At 46.3% G+C, this 17,764-nt stretch carries 12 protein-coding genes; 7 read left to right on the top strand and 5 right to left on the bottom strand.

Going from position 1 to position 17,764, the window contains the following annotated elements:
• The first annotated feature begins 26 nt into the window (after window positions 1–26).
• Entirely contained in the window at window positions 27–605 is a 579-nt protein-coding gene (locus NF212_RS10015; RefSeq protein WP_434355172.1) for a NapC/NirT family cytochrome c, read from the top strand.
• Window positions 606–666: 61 nt separating this feature from the next.
• Here the strand turns inward: NF212_RS10015 and NF212_RS10010 are convergent, their stop codons facing one another.
• On the bottom strand, window positions 667–1,149 hold the full coding sequence (locus NF212_RS10010) for a cupin domain-containing protein (RefSeq protein WP_434355170.1): 483 nt from the start codon (window positions 1,147–1,149) through the stop codon (window positions 667–669).
• A 996-nt stretch (window positions 1,150–2,145) separates the two neighbouring features.
• On the opposite strand from NF212_RS10010, the gene NF212_RS10005 reads away from it, so the two are divergent.
• From NF212_RS10005 to NF212_RS09990, 4 genes are all read left to right on the top strand, one after another.
• The gene (locus tag NF212_RS10005) at window positions 2,146–3,135 is read left to right on the top strand and encodes a porin (protein WP_434355168.1); all 990 of its coding nucleotides are present in this window, start codon (window positions 2,146–2,148) and stop codon (window positions 3,133–3,135) included.
• 299 nt (window positions 3,136–3,434) lie between these two features.
• Entirely contained in the window at window positions 3,435–4,487 is a 1,053-nt protein-coding gene (locus tag NF212_RS10000) for a hypothetical protein (protein ID WP_434355166.1), read from the top strand.
• A gap of 50 nt (window positions 4,488–4,537) precedes the next feature.
• Complete coding sequence (locus NF212_RS09995) at window positions 4,538–5,623, top strand: hypothetical protein (RefSeq protein ID WP_434355164.1); 1,086 nt, start codon at window positions 4,538–4,540, stop codon at window positions 5,621–5,623.
• 180 nt (window positions 5,624–5,803) lie between these two features.
• Window positions 5,804–6,490 carry a hypothetical protein gene (locus tag NF212_RS09990; RefSeq protein ID WP_434355162.1) on the top strand — a complete coding sequence of 229 codons (687 nt, stop codon included), beginning with the start codon at window positions 5,804–5,806 and terminating at the stop codon, window positions 6,488–6,490.
• A gap of 80 nt (window positions 6,491–6,570) precedes the next feature.
• On the opposite strand, the gene mnmH is transcribed toward NF212_RS09990, so the two are convergent.
• Both mnmH and selD read right to left on the bottom strand, forming a co-directional pair.
• Window positions 6,571–7,662, bottom strand: coding sequence for a tRNA 2-selenouridine(34) synthase MnmH (gene mnmH, locus NF212_RS09985; RefSeq protein WP_434355160.1), 1,092 nt, complete (start codon window positions 7,660–7,662; stop codon window positions 6,571–6,573).
• Window positions 7,662–8,699, bottom strand: a complete 1,038-nt coding sequence (selD, locus tag NF212_RS09980; RefSeq protein WP_434355158.1) for a selenide, water dikinase SelD — start codon at window positions 8,697–8,699, stop codon at window positions 7,662–7,664. Before selD ends, mnmH begins: the two co-directional genes overlap by 1 nt.
• Before the next feature lie 474 nt (window positions 8,700–9,173).
• Here selD and NF212_RS09975 point away from each other — a divergent pair, with 474 nt between their 5' ends.
• Window positions 9,174–10,847: an ABC transporter substrate-binding protein gene (locus NF212_RS09975; RefSeq protein ID WP_434355156.1), complete on the top strand. Its 1,674-nt coding sequence runs from the start codon at window positions 9,174–9,176 to the stop codon at window positions 10,845–10,847.
• Window positions 10,848–10,912: 65 nt separating this feature from the next.
• Here NF212_RS09975 and NF212_RS09970 read toward each other — a convergent pair whose 3' ends face one another.
• Together NF212_RS09970 and NF212_RS09965 are read right to left on the bottom strand one after the other, a co-directional pair.
• Window positions 10,913–11,491: a Crp/Fnr family transcriptional regulator gene (locus NF212_RS09970; protein ID WP_434355154.1), complete on the bottom strand. Its 579-nt coding sequence runs from the start codon at window positions 11,489–11,491 to the stop codon at window positions 10,913–10,915.
• Window positions 11,492–11,600: 109 nt separating this feature from the next.
• Window positions 11,601–13,694 (bottom strand): methyl-accepting chemotaxis protein, encoded by a 2,094-nt coding sequence (locus NF212_RS09965; RefSeq protein ID WP_434355152.1) that lies wholly within the window; start codon window positions 13,692–13,694, stop codon window positions 11,601–11,603.
• Between the two features lie 814 nt (window positions 13,695–14,508).
• Between NF212_RS09965 and NF212_RS09960 the strand changes: the two genes are divergently transcribed.
• The gene (locus NF212_RS09960; RefSeq protein ID WP_434355150.1) at window positions 14,509–17,736 is read left to right on the top strand and encodes a LamG-like jellyroll fold domain-containing protein; all 3,228 of its coding nucleotides are present in this window, start codon (window positions 14,509–14,511) and stop codon (window positions 17,734–17,736) included.
• Window positions 17,737–17,764: the final 28 nt, after the last annotated feature.

Raw genomic sequence — 17,764 nt, 5'->3', positions numbered from 1 at the left:
TTGAACCGGCACCCTAAGGAGGAATCATGGGGGAACAACAATCCGGAAATCAATCACTTTCCAGGAAACAGCAGGTTTGGCAATGGTTGAAAAAACCGCTTTGGCTGGGTGTCCCTGTTGGTATCGTAGTAGGCATACTTGGGATTGCCGCCTTCCAGGGGGTGATGGTGGCGTCGAACCAGAATGCGTTTTGCTTCAGTTGCCATCTTAAGATGGACACTATCGTCCAGGAGTACAAGGCATCCCCTCACTATGTTAGTGCGGATGAAATTCATGCAACCTGCGCTGATTGCCATGTGCCGAATGATTTTATCAATAAGATGAGGGTTAAAATCACCGCTACCGCGGATATCTATTACATGTTAACGGGGCGGATAACCAAGGAGAACTTTGAACAGGAACGTCCAAGGCTCGCGCAAATGGTTTGGGATGACATGACAGCAGACAATTCAGCAAACTGCCGTCATTGTCATACCGGGGCTAACTTTGACCTTCAAAGCCAGCCGCAGCGCGCAAGGTTAAATCATGAGCTAATGGCTCAGCGAGGGGAAACCTGCATTGATTGTCACTCGGGTATTGCCCATAAACGCATTGCTATTAAGTAACCTAAGTTGAGCAACCTTAAAACGCCATGCTGTTTCAGATGGCGTTTTACTTAAAATTCTGTCAGCATTTTCGTCCAGCATCAGGATGCTCAATCTCATCAATATCAACAAGATCCCAAGCCCGTCCTTCATTCCGGTAGATGCGTTTCCCTTTTTTAGGATAATCACCAACGTCATGTGCCAGTCTTTGCCCTACAACAATACAGCGAAGTATCCCGGTACCTGTGTTAATCATGGCATGAGGCAATCCTCCCGCCCGGTATCCAATAAAATCCCCGGCACCTACCGAGAATTGGCTGTCTCCTATTGTCACAGTGGCTTCACCTGACAAAACATAGACACACTCATCTTCGAAGTAGTGAACATGGTATTCGGTAGTTTCTTTACCTGGTTCGACTTCTATCAGGTGAAATCCAAAATCGGAGATACCGGTAAGATCACCCAGCGACTTATTCACGCGTTGGGCATTCTTGTTTAGAAAGTGGGTTTTGTGAATTCCTTCCATTGCATCGATATCTGTACTTTTTACTAAATATCCTTTCATACAAAGACCCTCCAAAACATTGATTATAGTCATGCAAAAAATAGCAAGACATTATGCAATCGAGTTCATTTAAATAGAAAAGTGTCCGAAAATTATGTGGTACGGTATTTCAATAACTGTTTGTCGTTCATCACACTTTGAGGATTGACAATAAGGAAAAGCATAAATAGATACTCATCGGTTATCTTAAAATATGGTCTTTTTCATCTATTGGTATGATGAAATATCAGGAGATAAGAGTTGAGTAAATATAAAACATGTTTATATGGGTTGTGTGTTACTTAAATCAATCCCACTATGAGCCATTGGAATTCGAAACGATGTTCCATTTCATGAGATAACTATTAATTTTTGTACATTATTCTTTGTTTTCGATTTGTTCTGTGTGTCGATATTCAAACTGAGGCATTTAACCCTATGGCAAAACCAATGATGGTCTATCAAACAAAGGTTTGAACTTTACTTCGTTGAAACACATGTCTGAATGTTTATCCGTCAGCGAAGTATGACTATCTAGCTTAAATGGGTGAAATCCAATTATGTCTGATAAATAACTGATTATAAGAATATTTTTATTGTATAAAAGTGATGTATGTTCTTGTAATTTAAGTATTTAAAAAGTTTTTATTTCGATTTTGACAGGGGGAGATAATTGAACCTGGATCATAAAAATTGAAATGAAACTGTTTTTCATATTGATCACAAATAATTACTTCTTTAGATTTTTAACCTATTAACCATGAAGTGCAATTCGGTTTCATATGCAAAATGCAAATATTTGCATTACTGAGGTTGAGTATTCGCATTTCGATAATTGTTTTGCAAAAAGTCAAAGTTCAAAGGCGATGGTTTGGAATTGTTCGAGACATAGAAACGAAAAGTGTCTATTCCGTTGCATATTAAAAAATGATTTTTTGCATTTTGAATTTTAAAAATCGATTGGGCACAGCTCTATCGTGTACGACGTGTAATTATAAAAAACTGAGGAAAATAGCAATGAACAAGAAGCTTCTTGGATTAGCGGTAGCAGCGGTATTTGCTTCAGGCACAGCTGTGGCTGGCGAAGTTTACAGCAGCGATGCAGCAACTGTATCTCTGTCTGGTGAAGTAAAAGCAAGTGGTTCGCACATTCGTGCAAGCGGTAAGAAAGCAGATGGTACGGCACTGGATGCTGACAAAAATCTTGCAGTAGGTACTAGCGCTAAATTATCAGTAAGTGCAACTCACCAACTGAATGATGCAGTTGAGTTAGGTGCCAGTTTCGATATTAAAGATGACTCTGATGTATTCCAAGACGTTAAAGTCTTTGGTTCTGGTGACTTCGGTAAGCTGACTCTGGGTGCGACCGGTAACTCTTTTGGCGCTGTTGAAAAAGCAGGCGCAGGTGAAGGCTCAAATATCTATGCTGTAAGCCAAGGTTCACCGGGTGAGAATGGCGTCCGTTACGAAAAGAGCTTCGATGATGTTGCATTCTCCGCTAACTATGCAACCAACTCTGATGTTAAAAATTCTGACAGTGCATATGCCGCATCATTGGCATACTCTGCGGACACATTTAGTGCGGCAGTTGCATATGGTACTGATGGTGACAGCGCAACTTCAGTTGGTGTTGCAGGCGATGTAACGTTTGGTGATGTTAAAGTGGGTGCTACATACATCGACTTCGAAAATGCTGGAAAAGTTGCAGTAAACGATATCGATACCGAAACATCTTTGGGCGCGCTTGGCGACAACGAAGGTAAATCTTATGGGGTTGGCCTGACTTACACACTGGGTGATGCTTCTTTGTTTGCATCTGCTCAAAAAGTAGATTTTGACAAATCTGCTCTGGGTAAAGTAGAAGTAAGCACTTTCTATGCTGGCGCGACCTACTCAGTAAGCAGTAACTTCTCCGTATTCGGTTTTTATCAGGATGGTGAAGTGAAGGCCAGCTCAAATAAAGGTGATGCAACTGCCATCACTTTGGGTGCTAAGTTCACCTTCTAATCAAAGCTAGTTTCCACAGCCTTTTCGCCCAGAATTTATCTGGACTGGGAACTACGCGGTAGAAAGTCCAGATTTTTCCCTCAAGGGGAGGTGCCAGTTAGCTCGCTGCTGGCATTTCTTTCTTGGGACCGTATGGTTTATAGGGTTGGGGGAAAGGCTGTTTTATTGTTGGAGTACCGTTAGTACAGTGTTGAGGTCAAACCAGTCACGTTTTTGCGAGGGAAGTTGAATATAAATTTGTACTAAAGTGTATGTGTCTTTAACATGTCGCCTCTTTTTACATAGAGGTGAATCTATTGATGAAGCGAATAGCTCAGTTTTTCTCCCTTCTCCTTACCACCGTTTCTTTTTCTTCATTTTCGGCACTGGGAAGTCACCCGGTAGTTTTAATCCATGGTTTTCAGGCCGGGCAACTCCAAACACACCCCGACGCTAAATCTGTATCCGCCGACGGTGCAAATTATTGGCGCGATTACTGGCTTGCGAAAGCGGATGCCCGTATAGACTGGCCGTCGCAGGAGCGTATTGCTGGCAAAATTTCATCTGATTACCTCTGGCCAGCTTTGAAACAACTGTCAGAAAACAATACCTGTCTGAATGGGTGCATCCTTGTTACGCACTCTACGGGTGATCTTGTTGCCCGTTACATTCTCGATAACCAAGAAAACTGGTTGCAAAATGCGGGATTAAAACCTCTGAATATCGTAGCAACCTTCGATTTTGCCGGTGCTGGCGGAGGATCGGAATTAGCTGATGTGGCTATCAACGTCTCTGAAGGTGGCGGCAGCTTTAACAGTGCCATGCAATATGCGATTTCCCTGTGGCTGGGGGAATACCCGGATGCAAACAACACCGGCGTCCTGAATGATTTGAAAGTTGAAAATGCGCGGCAATTGGCACCTTTACCGGGTGGTCGTGTGCCTAGGATCCGCTTTGCCGGAAACGGATCTGATTTTTTGAGCGCGACCTCAGGGTTCCTGCCAGGCAATGACGATGGTGTGGTTTCAGCTCACTCATCCTGTGGCAGCAGTAAAGCCGGGTCTTACTCCAGTTGCTCCTCCGAAGTGGGATTTGATGGGGAAGTCTCTGGGCAGTCGGGAGCAGTTACTCAATTTATGCCAAACCATTATCCGCTGATGATGGGAGACGAATACAGCCATGGTGGCCTCATTGGCAATGTATGGAAAGGCACTGTAACCGCCGCTGCACCGACAGTGACAATGAAGGACGGTGTTTCGCTGGATGTGAACACGAAAGATGAGTGGTCTTGGCTCTCCTGGGGAACTTACCGTTACGTAGATGGCTCCGAAAGTAAAACCATTTCAGAACTTGCAGCAGAATTGGTCCAGTAATCAGCTCATCAAATGAGGAGGAGTGTTCCTCCTCATTTTATTAGGTTGAAATGATGAAAAGAAAATTGCTTTTATTAGTGCTGGTTTTCATTAGTGGGCTGGTCCTGTGGCTGGTGTTACGTGACAACAACGCTATTGACCTTTCTCATCAAAATGAAAGGACAGATGTTATTGAGCAGGTGCAAAATGTGCCTCGTCCTTCTACCGTAAAAAAACCTCTTCCTGCGTTGACTGTGCAGAACGATACTGTCAGTGTGCTTAACGAGCCCGCAGAAAAAGATGTGCCCGAAGCTTTGTCAGAAAAGATGGAAGCTATCGCGGGGGCATACGAAACGTCTCTTCGTTATCCTGACTACTCCCAGCCCATCACAGGTAAAGACAGTCCTTACCTGCAGAATAATACCTTCAGTATCGTGGATGTCCCGGTGCTGGATGGCCAATCTCACGCGGCCCTGGTTCTTAAAAAATACCGGTTCTTTGCCCCGGAAGCCGTTGAAGTAATTGTTCAGTCGCCTCTTTCAGTAAATGGGGTCAGCTTAAGCATCATCGACGTTGAAAATGGACAAGTCATTTACAGTGAATCTACCTCTGGTTCAGACAGCATCATTAAACCTGAGGGTGACTGGCCGTCTGAACTCAGGGTGAAGGCAGAGGTCAGTTTTGAGGGTGGGAACGATATTCTGACTGCAGATTTTCAGTATCTAACATCTGTTGGTAAGGTTACTGGCGTTGAATCTCCCGAGGTTGCAGGCACTGACTACCTGATTCCTGTCGCTGTGGATGTCTATGAAAAGGGTATTTACAGGTTGAGAGGTAACTTATATCGAAAAGGTGGGGCTCCTTTTGCTGCATTGAATGTGAAGGAACGCCTTGATGAAGGATCCCGAATTATGAACTTGAAAGTTCATCAAAGTGTTTTACCCGGTAATGAGAAGGATTTTGAACTCAAAGATATTCAAATGGAAAGAATGTCCGGCTATCCGGGAGACAAAGGCGGCTTTGGCATTTCTAAATCAAAGAGTTTTGATGTTGACGGTATAGACAGTTCACAGTTGATCCAAGACCCCTATATTCCCTCTGAAAAAGAGACACAGAAATTGGAATTCCTGAAAAGCATGGCAAACGATAGTGAGTAACCGTCTGACAAATGAACTAATTTAGTGCATTTTTGAGTGACGGTTTTTTTTACATTTCATGTTGCGGTTATTCGGGCGTTACTCGTTAACCTTATGACGTTGCTTGTTTAATTTTGGTTGGCACCGACCTTGCTCTCACAAATTCGTCATTATGATTTCGATTTTGAAGGTGGGTTGACCATGAAAAAAGTAATCGGCGGTTTGCTAGTGCTCCTTGTCTCCATGTTATCTGCGACTTCTCACGGAGCTATGATCGATTACAAAGGGGGCCAGTTTGATACAAGTGAGGCAGCTAATAGTGCGATTAATGTTGTAAATGAGTCTCAGGGCCAGATTATCGATGACGATATTTACAACGGGTATTATCGTTTTTGGCCCCATGGCGAGTCGATGAACAAAGCTGTGACCCTTACCTGGGACAACGGCGTAAAGAACACATCCGGTGATGACATAGTTTTTGTCATGAATCGATACTCGTGGGTGTGGGGGGGAACCATCGGCGTAGAAATTAACGGTATATTTCACAACCAGTTCGCGGATTTTCTTATCAAGGAAAATAATAATTCAGCCACTGACCCTTACGCGGGAATTTTTGCTGGTGGAATCGACCTGAGCAATTTTGGCCTGGCTGATAATGAGATAGTTCACTCACTAACGTTTCGTGCAGCAAACCTCCCGTCTTATGGCTCCGGAGCGTGTACCAACGCAGCTGAATGGGGTAACTGCTCGGATATTGATGTGATGTTTGCAGGTGCGCTTCCTCCAAGTGTGGTTGCACCTGACCTTCCAATATCTGAACCAGGAATTGCATTCTTGTTTCTATCGGGGTTTGCGGCATTAGCGTCTATGAAAAAGCGTCGAGTGTAATAATTACTTCCAGACGAACAAAAAGGGCCACCAAGTTATTTGGTGGCCCTTTCAGATCCAATTTAAGTTCGAAGATACTGTTACTGTTCGGCCAGGAAGGCTTTAACTTCTGCGTAGTTACCGCGGAACACAATCCGGTCAGCTTTCTTGCTGAGCTGATAGGTGTACATCGGGTCATAGTAGTGCTCTAGCAACGGAGACAACCAACGCTCGTGGGCGTGAGTGTCGCCGGTGCGCAGATGTTCATCCAACGCGATGGTCAGCGCATCTTCAATTTCTTGGTAACGTTCAGCACCAAGGCGTTTGCGACAGCGGAACAAACCTTGGTGGAGGTAATCACAGAATCCGTTCCAGCCTTCTTCTTCACCTTCATGCGCGGTGTGCTGGTTGTGCATCAGAATAACGTATTCGTCAATCAGGCGCTGGAGGCGTACGTCAAACGGATCTTCAATCACGGCGATTGGCGCAGTCTGCATAGCGTTGTACACAGAAAGCGGAACGTTTGCAGAACCGATAATCCGGCCTTCGTCTTCAGTGACGATAGTCTGACAACCGGTTTCGTCGAGTTTCAGGGCATTAATAGCCAATGCATTTTCAAAGTCAATCTGGCCGCGCTGAGGAGTGACAAAACGGCCGAATGACGAGCCCCTGTGGTGCGCGGCTCCTTCCAGATCCAAGCCGTTCGGGATCTCACGAACCATAATGGTTTTGCCGTTACCGGTGTTGCCGCCAACCACAAACATCTTGCGGTTGTTTGCCATGTCATCCAGGGTATCAATCAGGAACCGGCGCATGGCCTTGTAACCACCAACGACGTATGGATAGTCGATGCCGGCATCTTTAATCCATTGCTGGGTGATCTGTGAGCGCATGCCGCCACGGAAACAGAACAGGTAACCTTCCGGGTTCGCTTCACAAAATGCTTTCCACTTGGCTACGCGTTCGTCCTTGATATCACCGCAGACGAGTTTGTGCCCAAGCTCAATGGCTGCTTCCTGGCCCTGTTGTTTATAGCAGGTGCCTACTTTAGCGCGCTCATCGTCCAGCATCAGCGGAAGGTTGATAGCGTTGGGGAAGCTGCCTTTTTCAAATTCTACCGGTGCCCGAGTGTCGAACATCGGTACGTTGTTCAGGAAAAGAGAACGGTAGTCCGGTGTGTTGGGACGCGCCATTAAATCACCTCAATAATCTGGGCGCTTCCTGTTGCCGGTTTCAGTTCACCGATCGCTTCCAGGGTCAGTCCTTTTTCTGCCGCGATGGTTTTAATCTTGTCTTCTTCTTCCGGGCGAACGGCAATCAGAAGGCCGCCGGAAGTTTGGGGATCACAAAGCAGTGCTTTCTGATCTTCTGAAATAGTGCTGATTTTGTGCCCGTAGCTGAAGAAGTTGCGGTGCGTACCGCCCGGTACACAGTTTTCAGCAATGTACTCTGCAACACCTGGCAAGGTAGGGATCTTGTCAAACCATACCGTAGCTTCAAGGTTGCTGCCTTCGCATACTTCACTCAGGTGACCCATCAGGCCAAAGCCCGTAACATCGGTCATTGCGGTAACGCCTTCAACGTCCGCAAACGCTGAACCAAGCGTATTCAGTGTGCACATCCAGTTACGAGCAACACCTTTATGCTCTTCTTTCAGTTTGGCTTGTTTTTCAGCATGACTGAGTACACCAATTCCAAGAGGTTTGGTGATAAACAGTTTGTTGCCGGCTTCGGCGCAGTTATTTCGTTTTACACGCTCAGTGCTGACAACACCAGTAACAGCCAGGCCAAAGATAGGTTCAGGGGAGTCAATGGAGTGACCACCAGCCAGTGCGATACCGGCTTCGCGGCACATAGCACGGCCGCCTTCAACAACCTGCTGTGCAATTTCCGGTGCCAGTGTGTTAACCGGCCAGCCGAGGATCGCGATGGCCATAATTGGCTTGCCACCCATTGCGTAGATATCGCTGATTGCGTTGGCTGCGGCGATACGGCCAAAATCAAACGGGTCATCCACAATCGGCATGAAAAAGTCAGTGGTGCTGATAACAGACTGACCGGTACCCAGATCGTATACCGCTGCGTCATCCTTGCTCTCATTACCGACCAGAAGGTTTGGGTCGTTGAATGGGGTGAGGCTACTTTTCAGGATGGTATCCAGCACTTGTGGCGAAATTTTGCAGCCGCAACCGCCGCCATGGCTGTATTGGGTAAGACGAATAGGTTCCATAGTGGTCATTCTGTTCAGTGATAGATTGTGGAAGGATAGACGCAGATTTTGCGCTTCTGGGTGACAAACATCAATCTTTTGTGGCCAAAGCTCAGGAAAACGACAGATGAGCAGGGGATTTTCACCAATTCTTCTTCTGCTTATGTGTTGAGTTGGTTATTTCATGTCCGCCCCGCACATTACGATGACTAAGTGTTAGCTTGCTCGAAGAGTTGAAAGGTTTTTACTTATAAGCGGTTGGCGTAATTTTGGGGTGCAGTTCCAGATTATTATGCAACATGAGGTATTCGCATATGATCTTGTGTGAGCCCGAATGGCATCCCGTTAAAGGTTCGTAAAACAGCCAAGCAAACTATTTAGATATGCAGTGTTTTCGCCGTTTAACATATGATTATTTTCTAAAAGTGAGCATTTGCATTGTGCGATTATTGAGCGTTATTTGTTCCTCTGTTAAACCCTCAAAGGAACAACATAATGAAAAAAACATTTTACCTCTCAGTCCTTGTGACTGCCTTGTTTGGTACCTCCGGCCTAACTCATGCCGATGATCTTGACTCTCTTTCCAAGGTCACGATTATTCCGAATCACAACCAGACATTGATTCGTAACTTCAACCCGTATATCAGCTCTCGCCTGCATACCGCCCGTGATTTTATCTACGAACCTCTTGTGGTATTCAACGAGCTGAAAGGAAACGTACCGGTATTCCGCCTGGCAACTAACTATGCGCTGAGTGATGACCTGCTCAGTATCACCTTTGACCTGCGTAAAGGTGTGAAATGGTCAGATGGTAAAACCTTCGATGCAGATGACGTCATGTTTACCTTTGACATGATTAAAAAGCATTCAGCATTGGATGATCGCGGTATTTCCCCGCAGATAGAGAAAGTTGAAAAGCTGGATGACTACACCGTTCGCTTCGTGATGAAAGAGGTGAATACCAACGCACCGTATGAGATCGTCCAGATCCCACTGGTACCACAACATATTTGGTCGAAGGTAGAAGATCCAACCACCTTTACCAATGAAAACCCGGTGGGTACAGGGCCTTTTACAGAGTTGCCTCGCTTTACCTCTTCCTTGTTCCTGCAGTGCCGCAACCCGAATTACTGGGATGCAGACAACCTGGAAGTAGACTGCCTGCGCATGCCGCAGATGAGCCACAACGACCAGGTATTGGGTGAGCTGGTTGCATCCGGCGTTGACTGGGCGGGCTCCTTTATCCCGGATATTGACGCTACCTTTATGGCAGCTTCAGACAACCATGGTTACTGGTATCCGCCTGCGGGTACCCAGGCGTTTATGTTTAACTTCAAGTCTAAGGATCCGGTTAAGCAAAAAGCGTTGTCTGACATCAATTTCCGCCGTGCATTCTCTATGGCACTTAACCGCCAGGAAATCATCGATATCGCGCACTACGGCAATGGTATGGTGAACGACTTTGCTTCAGGACTGGGTTATGCATTTGAAGCTTGGTCTGACAAAGAAACCCACGCCAAGTACAAGCCGTTTATGACGTTTAACATTGAAGGTGCAAAAGCGTTGTTGAAAGAAGCCGGCTACAAAGATGTGGATGGAGACGGCTTTGTTGAAGCTCCAAACGGAGAGAAACTGGAGCTTGAAATCCAGTCTCCAAACGGCTGGACCGACTTCAATAACAGCGTAATGCTGGGTGTTGAGCAGGTTCAGGAAGCCGGTATCAATGTGAAAGCGCGTATGCCGGATTTCGCTATTTACAACCAGAGCATGATCAACGCCGATTATGACATCGCGTACACCAACTACTTCCACGGCTCTACACCTCACCGTTATTGGAGCAGCGGTTACCATTCACGCTTCCAGGCACCAGAGGGCATGCCACGTTTTGCGATGCACCACTGGCAAAACAATGAGGTTGATGCACTGCTGGACAAGTTCTACAAAACCGGTAACCGTGAAGAGCAGTTGACCATTGCCCATCGCATTCAGGCCATCATTGCTGAAAATCAAGTTACTGTCCCTGTGATGTCCGGCCCGAACTTCTACCAGTACAACACCACTCGCTTTACCGGCTGGTGGACGGATGAAAACCCGAAAGGCCGTCCGATGGTTTGGGAAGGGACTCCAGAGCGCCTGCTCCACGTTCTTGACCTGAAGCCTCGCGCGTAACCGTTGCAATAAAGTGAGTTTTTAATATTGAGCCCCGAAGTCCGGGGCTCATTTCTACCAGTTATTCATTCAGCGCGTAGCGCTCTTTTAATCCGCGAAAGAGACTCCGGCGTGATGCCAATGTAGCTGGCAAGTTGGGCGTCGGTCATCGTTTTGACGAGTTCGGGAAAGTCTTTACAGAGAACCTGGTAGCGCTCAGTCGCAGACAACTGAAGTAAATCACGCTCTCTCCGTAATTTTGCACTTAACAGTGCTTCTTGCCACGGTTGAACGAATTTCAGCCACGTTTCGTCATCAGGAAAAGCTTGCCGGAACGGTTCAAATGACCATTTCCAGCCGCAGGTTACATTGACTGTTTCGATGATAAATCCGGTTTTCTCCGCTCTCAGGCTTTCCGTCACCGGCCAGAAAAAATCATTGTCAGAAAAAAAGGCTTTGTTGTGTTCACGACCATCAGTATCGAGATAGTACATGCGGATGACCCCTTTTGTTATCCAGTAAAGGGATTGCCAGGGCTCATCAGGATGCAAAATCGTGTGCTTGGCCGCGTATTCAAAATGAACTGCCTGCTTATTTAACGCCGCCTGAACCGGCTCAGGAAGACTGGCAAAATGAGGGCAGGAGAGTAGGAACCTTGTTGGCATTGTCGGGCGGTATCCTGATAGTCAACGTCCTATCAGTTTGGCACAGCATTTTGAATAACAGGTAAAACAAAGGCTTCCCGGAGGAAGCCTTTTTCAGTGAGCTTGGTGATTAAACCCGGAAAGCTGAAAGTTCATCCTGGAGCTCTGAAGCCCGGCCTGCCAGGGTTTCACTGTTATTGACTGACTGCTCCATGCTTTCCATAACATCGTTAGCTGCGTCATTGATCATGACAACATTTCGGCTGATTTCCTCAGCAACTGCACTTTGTTCCTCAGCAGCTGATGCAATCTGATTGTTCATGTCATTGATGACATCAATCGCCTGATTGATTTCATCCAGTGCGGCCTGTGCCTGCTCAGTCTCTTCCCGGGTATCCAAAGCCTGTTGCTGGCTTTGCTGCATCAGCACCACTACATCTTCGGTTTCATGTTGCAGCCGCATCAGCATTTTGCTGATTTCTTCCGTAGAGCCTTGAGAACGGTTAGCAAGGTTACGTACTTCATCCGCTACGACGGCAAATCCACGACCGTATTCACCGGCACGGGCAGCCTCAATGGCTGCGTTAAGCGCGAGCAGGTTCGTCTGGTCGGCGATACCGCTGATTTCAGACAGAATACTCTGGATGGCGCTGCTGGATTCGGCAAGGCGCTGGATCTGGTTTTCTGCGTCATTGACCCGCTGTGCCAGTTCGCTAACTGCCATCGCTGCACTGTTCATCTTGTCCATGCCGTTAAGGCTGGCAGTTTGTACCTGTGACGCCGAAGTCGCAGCCTGCATGGCAGAATTTGCCACCTCGTGGGCGGTAGCACTCATTTCGTTGATGGCTGTAGCCAGGGAGTTGACTTCGTTGGTTTGGGCGATCAGTTTCTGCTTGGCTCCGGCAGCACTTTCTTTGCCTGAACAGGCTGAGAAGTCTACTTCGGTCGCGGTTTCTGTCACAGTGCGAATTGTCCCCTGGATACGTTCAACAAAGGTATTGAACCAATGGGCCAGTTGCGCGGTTTCGTCCTTGCCGACAACTTCAATTCGGCGGGTGAGGTCTGCTTCACCCTGTGCGACATCTTTAAAACGGTCGACAAGGTTGGTCAGCGCGGCGCCTATGCGGTTGGAAAGCACCAGCATGGCAATAATGCCAAGCGCTGCCGCGATGATACCCGCAACGATACCCTGTGAAATCGCTGCATCGTTCTTTTCAACGCTCCAGTTACTGAACTGGTTTACCGGTTGGGCCAGCACTTTGTCGCTGACAGAAACCAGAACAATCCATGGGCTTGCAGATGTACCAACCTGTGATACAGCAAACTTTTCCCCTCCAATACTGAGAATACCGCTATGATGTTGTGATGACCGGCTCTGGATAGCAGGCCAGTTTTGGATCAGTTCTCGGCCCAGGCGATTCCCATTGTTCGCTGCAGCACTGCTGTCGGCAAGTTGGACACCTTTTGACGTGGCAATAATGATTCGACCCTCACCGTCGAAAATATCAGCTGCGGCTTGCTCTGCGTTGGCCTGTAGGTGATCAAGGGCAATATCAAAGCCCAGCGAGCCGACAATTTTGCCATTGACCTTGAGTGGTTGGCTCAGTGTAGTAATCAGAACCTGTTGACCGTTCATTGGATAGAAGTACGGTTCCATCACAAAACTGTGGCCGGTCTGGTATGGCATCAGATGCCAGTCATCCTTCCGCTCACCGTTGGCATTGAGTTCAGTCGAATCAAAGCTGGCCATGCCGTCAGCTTTGAACGAACCGTGGCCATTCGGAGAGAAAAACGGTGCCAGGTAGCCATTTCTGTTAAATGCGCTGGGAACGAGGGATTCAGTATCAACCGGCCAGAACTTTTGCATCCACACCATGTAGCCGGCAAAAACAGACTTATCTTGTACCTTAAGGGCATTTTCAAATTGGTTGACTAGAATGTTTGCCCCTAAATCGAGCGATGCACTTTGTTCAAGTGATGCTCGGATCTGGGTAAGGTTAGCGATGATAGGTTTAAGAAAACCTGAGATTTCTGCAGCTTGTTGGTTGGCAGCAGCTTCAAGTGTTTGTTCACTGCTTTCATGAAGCTGTTGGTTAACATAATTAAACACGTCGTTATGGACACCGTTGAAAGCACGTGTGGTCATGCCCATGGCAATAACCAGTGTAAAGGCCAGTGCAATGCCAGAACCTAGTGCAATCCGGTGCTTGATAGAATTGAACAACGAAAAATCCTCCGGGGAACGCTGGAAATATGAGCGTTAAAAAGGGTAATGCTTATGTTTTTTGCTGTTAGAGGTGTCGGTTAACGATGCGAAATTATAAAGAAGAGATGTGTGTAAGTAATGATGGCGTGTGAATGGAAAATGAAGCTGTATGAAAGAATATGAAATCATGTCCGTAAATGTGGTGTGCTGGTGAAAATCATTTCTTTATTGGGGAAAATTATTCTTCAATAATAATAGCTAAGTTTCATACCACAATTCACATTTTCGACCATGATTTACCATTTTTTAGAGGTTAATATAACACCTATTACATAATATTATTTAAGAATCCCTGTGTTTAAGTATTCAAAGGGATTTTAATTAATCTGAATATGATTTTTATATAAGTGATAATTACTAAATAATTTAATATAACAGGGATTATAAACCAAAAATATCAATTATTTTAGATTTGAAAATAATAAAGGGTGCAATTGTGATTTCAGTCTTATTCTGACTTGTTTCTGTCACGTAGACTTAATTTTCAAATCTTAATAAGAAGCATAGTTTGACATTTCATTGTAAATGTCGAATTTCATCGAATGAGATTACTCATTGTATTTAATGAGTTTATTTATTCTAATGAGCATCTTTGTTCACATTAAAAATCATTACCCTGAAGTGTATTGAGGGAGAAATACAGATAATATTTTTTAAAGAGAATCATCTTTAAGTGCAGGTCTGACAAGGTTTTTCCATGAGTATTGAGGAAATCGGTCAGATAAAAACAAAACGAAAGGGAACTAAGTTCCCAGGGAATAGGGGATCTGTTATGTGTAATCATATGGATATGAGAAAACGTAATAGGATAAAAAGTAAAATAAGCGTATTTGTTCTGGCCATGTTGCCATTTACGGGGTCGGCAGCGACAATCCATCCCAGTACACTAGAATATGAATGGAGTTTTAATGAGGGCTCCGGGACAACAATTACAGACGATATAAATAACATCTCAGGCGCAATTTACGGTGCAAGTTGGAGTAATGGTTATTCAGGAGGTGGACTTACATTTGACGGTATCGACGATTATGTTGATGTCAGCGAAACCAACGTCACTGGGCAATGGACCATTTCTTTATGGGTCAAGCGCAATGCCAATACCACAACCTCCTCATTGCTGGCTTCTCAAAATCATGTCATCAAACTGGAACAGTGGAACAGTAACCACAAAGTGGGTATTACGTCTCTTGGTGCAAAAGACTACTCATTTCCATATACGGCGCCACTTGGTGTCTGGACTCATCTCTCATTTGTGAACTCGTCTGACGGTATAAGCCTTTATGTAAATGGTGAGTTTAATTCATCCCTTCCAGTATCAGCACCATTGCCACTGAGTCGTATTGGTGCAAAGTTGGATGGGGGTGACCCACTTAACGCCGAAATGGATGATTTGGTCGTGCATGCAAAAGCACTCCAGCCGTTAGAAATTCAGGGGATATATGGCAGCCGAGTTTTTGCCAATCATCTGGCGTTTGATGAAGGGAACGGCTCATCGACCTTAGAGGCAAGCAATGGCTCAAGCCTCTCCGTGGCTTCTACCCTATGGACATCCGGATTTAACCAAAGTGCGTTGGAGTTCGGAGAGGCAAACAGCAGTCTGTTGTTGAACCAAAGTGAACTTACAGGTGATTGGACTGCTGCAATGTGGGTCAAGCGCACCAAAGATACCTCTGGTTCGGCACTTTTCTCCTCCCAGAATCATGCTATTAAACTTGAGCAGTGGGGCAGTAATACACATGCTATTGGTGTGACGCAGTTTGGCGTGGCGGATCATTCATTTAACTACAGCGCACCGCTCAATACCTGGACCCACCTTACATTTGTCAACAACAGCAATGGGTTGTCTCTTTACACAGATGGTTACCTGGCTGATACGCTTCCGATATCAATTCCTATGCCTCGTGAACGCATTGGTGCCCGTTCAGAAGGTGTTGACCAGCTTCATGCGATTTTGGACGAAGTGCAAGTGTTGGACACTGCAATGCCGGCTGCGGATGTAGCAAAGTTTTACGGTCCAACGGGTCTATACGCCAGGCTGGCCTTCAATGAGGGTAGCGGCTCTCAGGTGAGTGACAGCAAGAACCAGTTAAACGGCACACTCAATGGCCCGGCTTGGACTGATGGAAAACAGAACGGCGGGCTAACATTTGATGGTTCAAATGACCACGTTGTACTTGGTGGGAGCGATCTTAGTGGTGATTGGACTGCGGCAATCTGGGTTAAGCGGCTGAGTGATCAAAACAGCTCGGCGTTGCTGTCCTCCTCAAATGGCGCGTTAAAAATAGAGCAGTGGGGCTCAGCCAATTCAAATGTTGGGTTTACCAAATTTGGTGTTGCGGATTATACCTTTGATTACTCTGTACCATTAAACACCTGGACTCACCTGACATTTGTGAAAACAGATGAGGGAATCACCTTGTACGCCGACGGGGAGGCAGTCGCTTCTCGCTCTGAAGTTTTGGATTTGCCGTTGGATATCATTGGTATGCGAGGGGACGGTGCGGATACTCTACATGGTGAATTGGACGAACTGCAAATCTTCGGTCGAGCGTTGGCGGCATCTGAGATCCATAAATTCTTTGGACAGAAGAATGCAGCGCCAAAGATTATTCCTTCCGTTTCTGAGTGGCGTGGTGGCAAGGGCGAATTCAAACTGGATGAAAACACCCGGATTGTTGTCGATGCCAGTTACGCATCAGAGTTGGGAGACAAAGCCGATGCGTTCCAGTCTGATCTGTTTGACCTGTTGGGACGCCACTTTAGTGTAATTACTGCTTCCTCACCTTCAGCCGGTGACATCTTCCTTTCATTAGGTGCAAACAACACAGCGCTTGGTGATGAGGGCTACACCATTGATATCGGGGATGCTGTCGTGGTTTCTGCAAACCATGCTGACGGTACCTTCTTCGGTACCCGTTCAATTTTGCAAATGTTGCAGGTTGATTTGGGGAACAACTCTCTGGGTAAAGGAGTTATCACAGACTACCCGCAGTGGGAAAATCGTGGGCTGATGCTTGATGTTGGCAGGATGTTTATGCCTGTCGATTTCTTGCGCGATATGGTTAAGCAGATGTCGTACTTCAAGATGAACGATTTGCAAATCCATATCAACGACAATGTTATCCAGTTTGATTCCAGTAAATGGCAGGAAGCACAGGCCGGATTTCGATTGGAGAGTGAATCTCATCCGGGAGTGACGTCCGAACAGCACTACACTAAACAGGAATACGCCGAACTTATTGCGTTGGCCAAGCTGTATGGTGTCACTATTATCACGGAGATTGATGCTCCGGCGCACTCCCTGGCTTTCACACAATACAGGCCTGACCTGAGGCATCCCGACTTGAAGGAAGACCACCTCGATCTCGGCAACCCGGATGTTACCACGTTCCTTGAAGAGCTATGGGGTGAGTACGCGTCCATGATTGAGGATGTTCATATCGGCACAGACGAATACAACAATGGTTCTGCTGCTGATATGAAAACTTTCATCAACCATTTCAATGGTTACCTGAAAGGACTTGGTAAGAACCCAGTCAGGATGTGGGGCAGCCAGGACACGATAGGTGGTGCGTCCGGGGTAGATCGAGACCTCTTGGTGAACATCTGGTTTGGCGGGTACTACGATCCGGCTCAGGCAGTGAACGATGGTTACAACATCATCAATACACAGGACTCACTGCTGTATATTGTTCCGCTTGCCGGTTATTACCACGATTACCTGAATACCCAGTGGCTATATGACAATTGGACGCCGAATACATTCTCAAGCGTGAAGTTCGATATAGACCACCCTCAGGTGAAAGGCGGCATGTTTGCTGTTTGGAATGATGCGTTTGCGGCGGGAACACACTACACAGTGGATGACATTCAGGATCGAGTAAAACCTGCGATGCAGACATTGTCCCAGAAGATGTGGTCTGGTAAGAAGCCCGTCAGCTACACCGAGTTCCAGGACTTTATGAGTGTTATTGAAACAGAAGGTGTTTTTGAGGATTAACTTCCAATAACCCAATAACGAGACTGGA

It is taken from the genome of Parasalinivibrio latis (genome assembly GCF_036825535.1).
Classification (GTDB): Bacteria; Pseudomonadota; Gammaproteobacteria; order Enterobacterales; family Vibrionaceae; genus Parasalinivibrio; species Parasalinivibrio latis.
The sequence above is the reverse complement of the archived record's forward strand: the minus strand, read 5'-3'. Positions and strand labels throughout refer to the sequence as shown.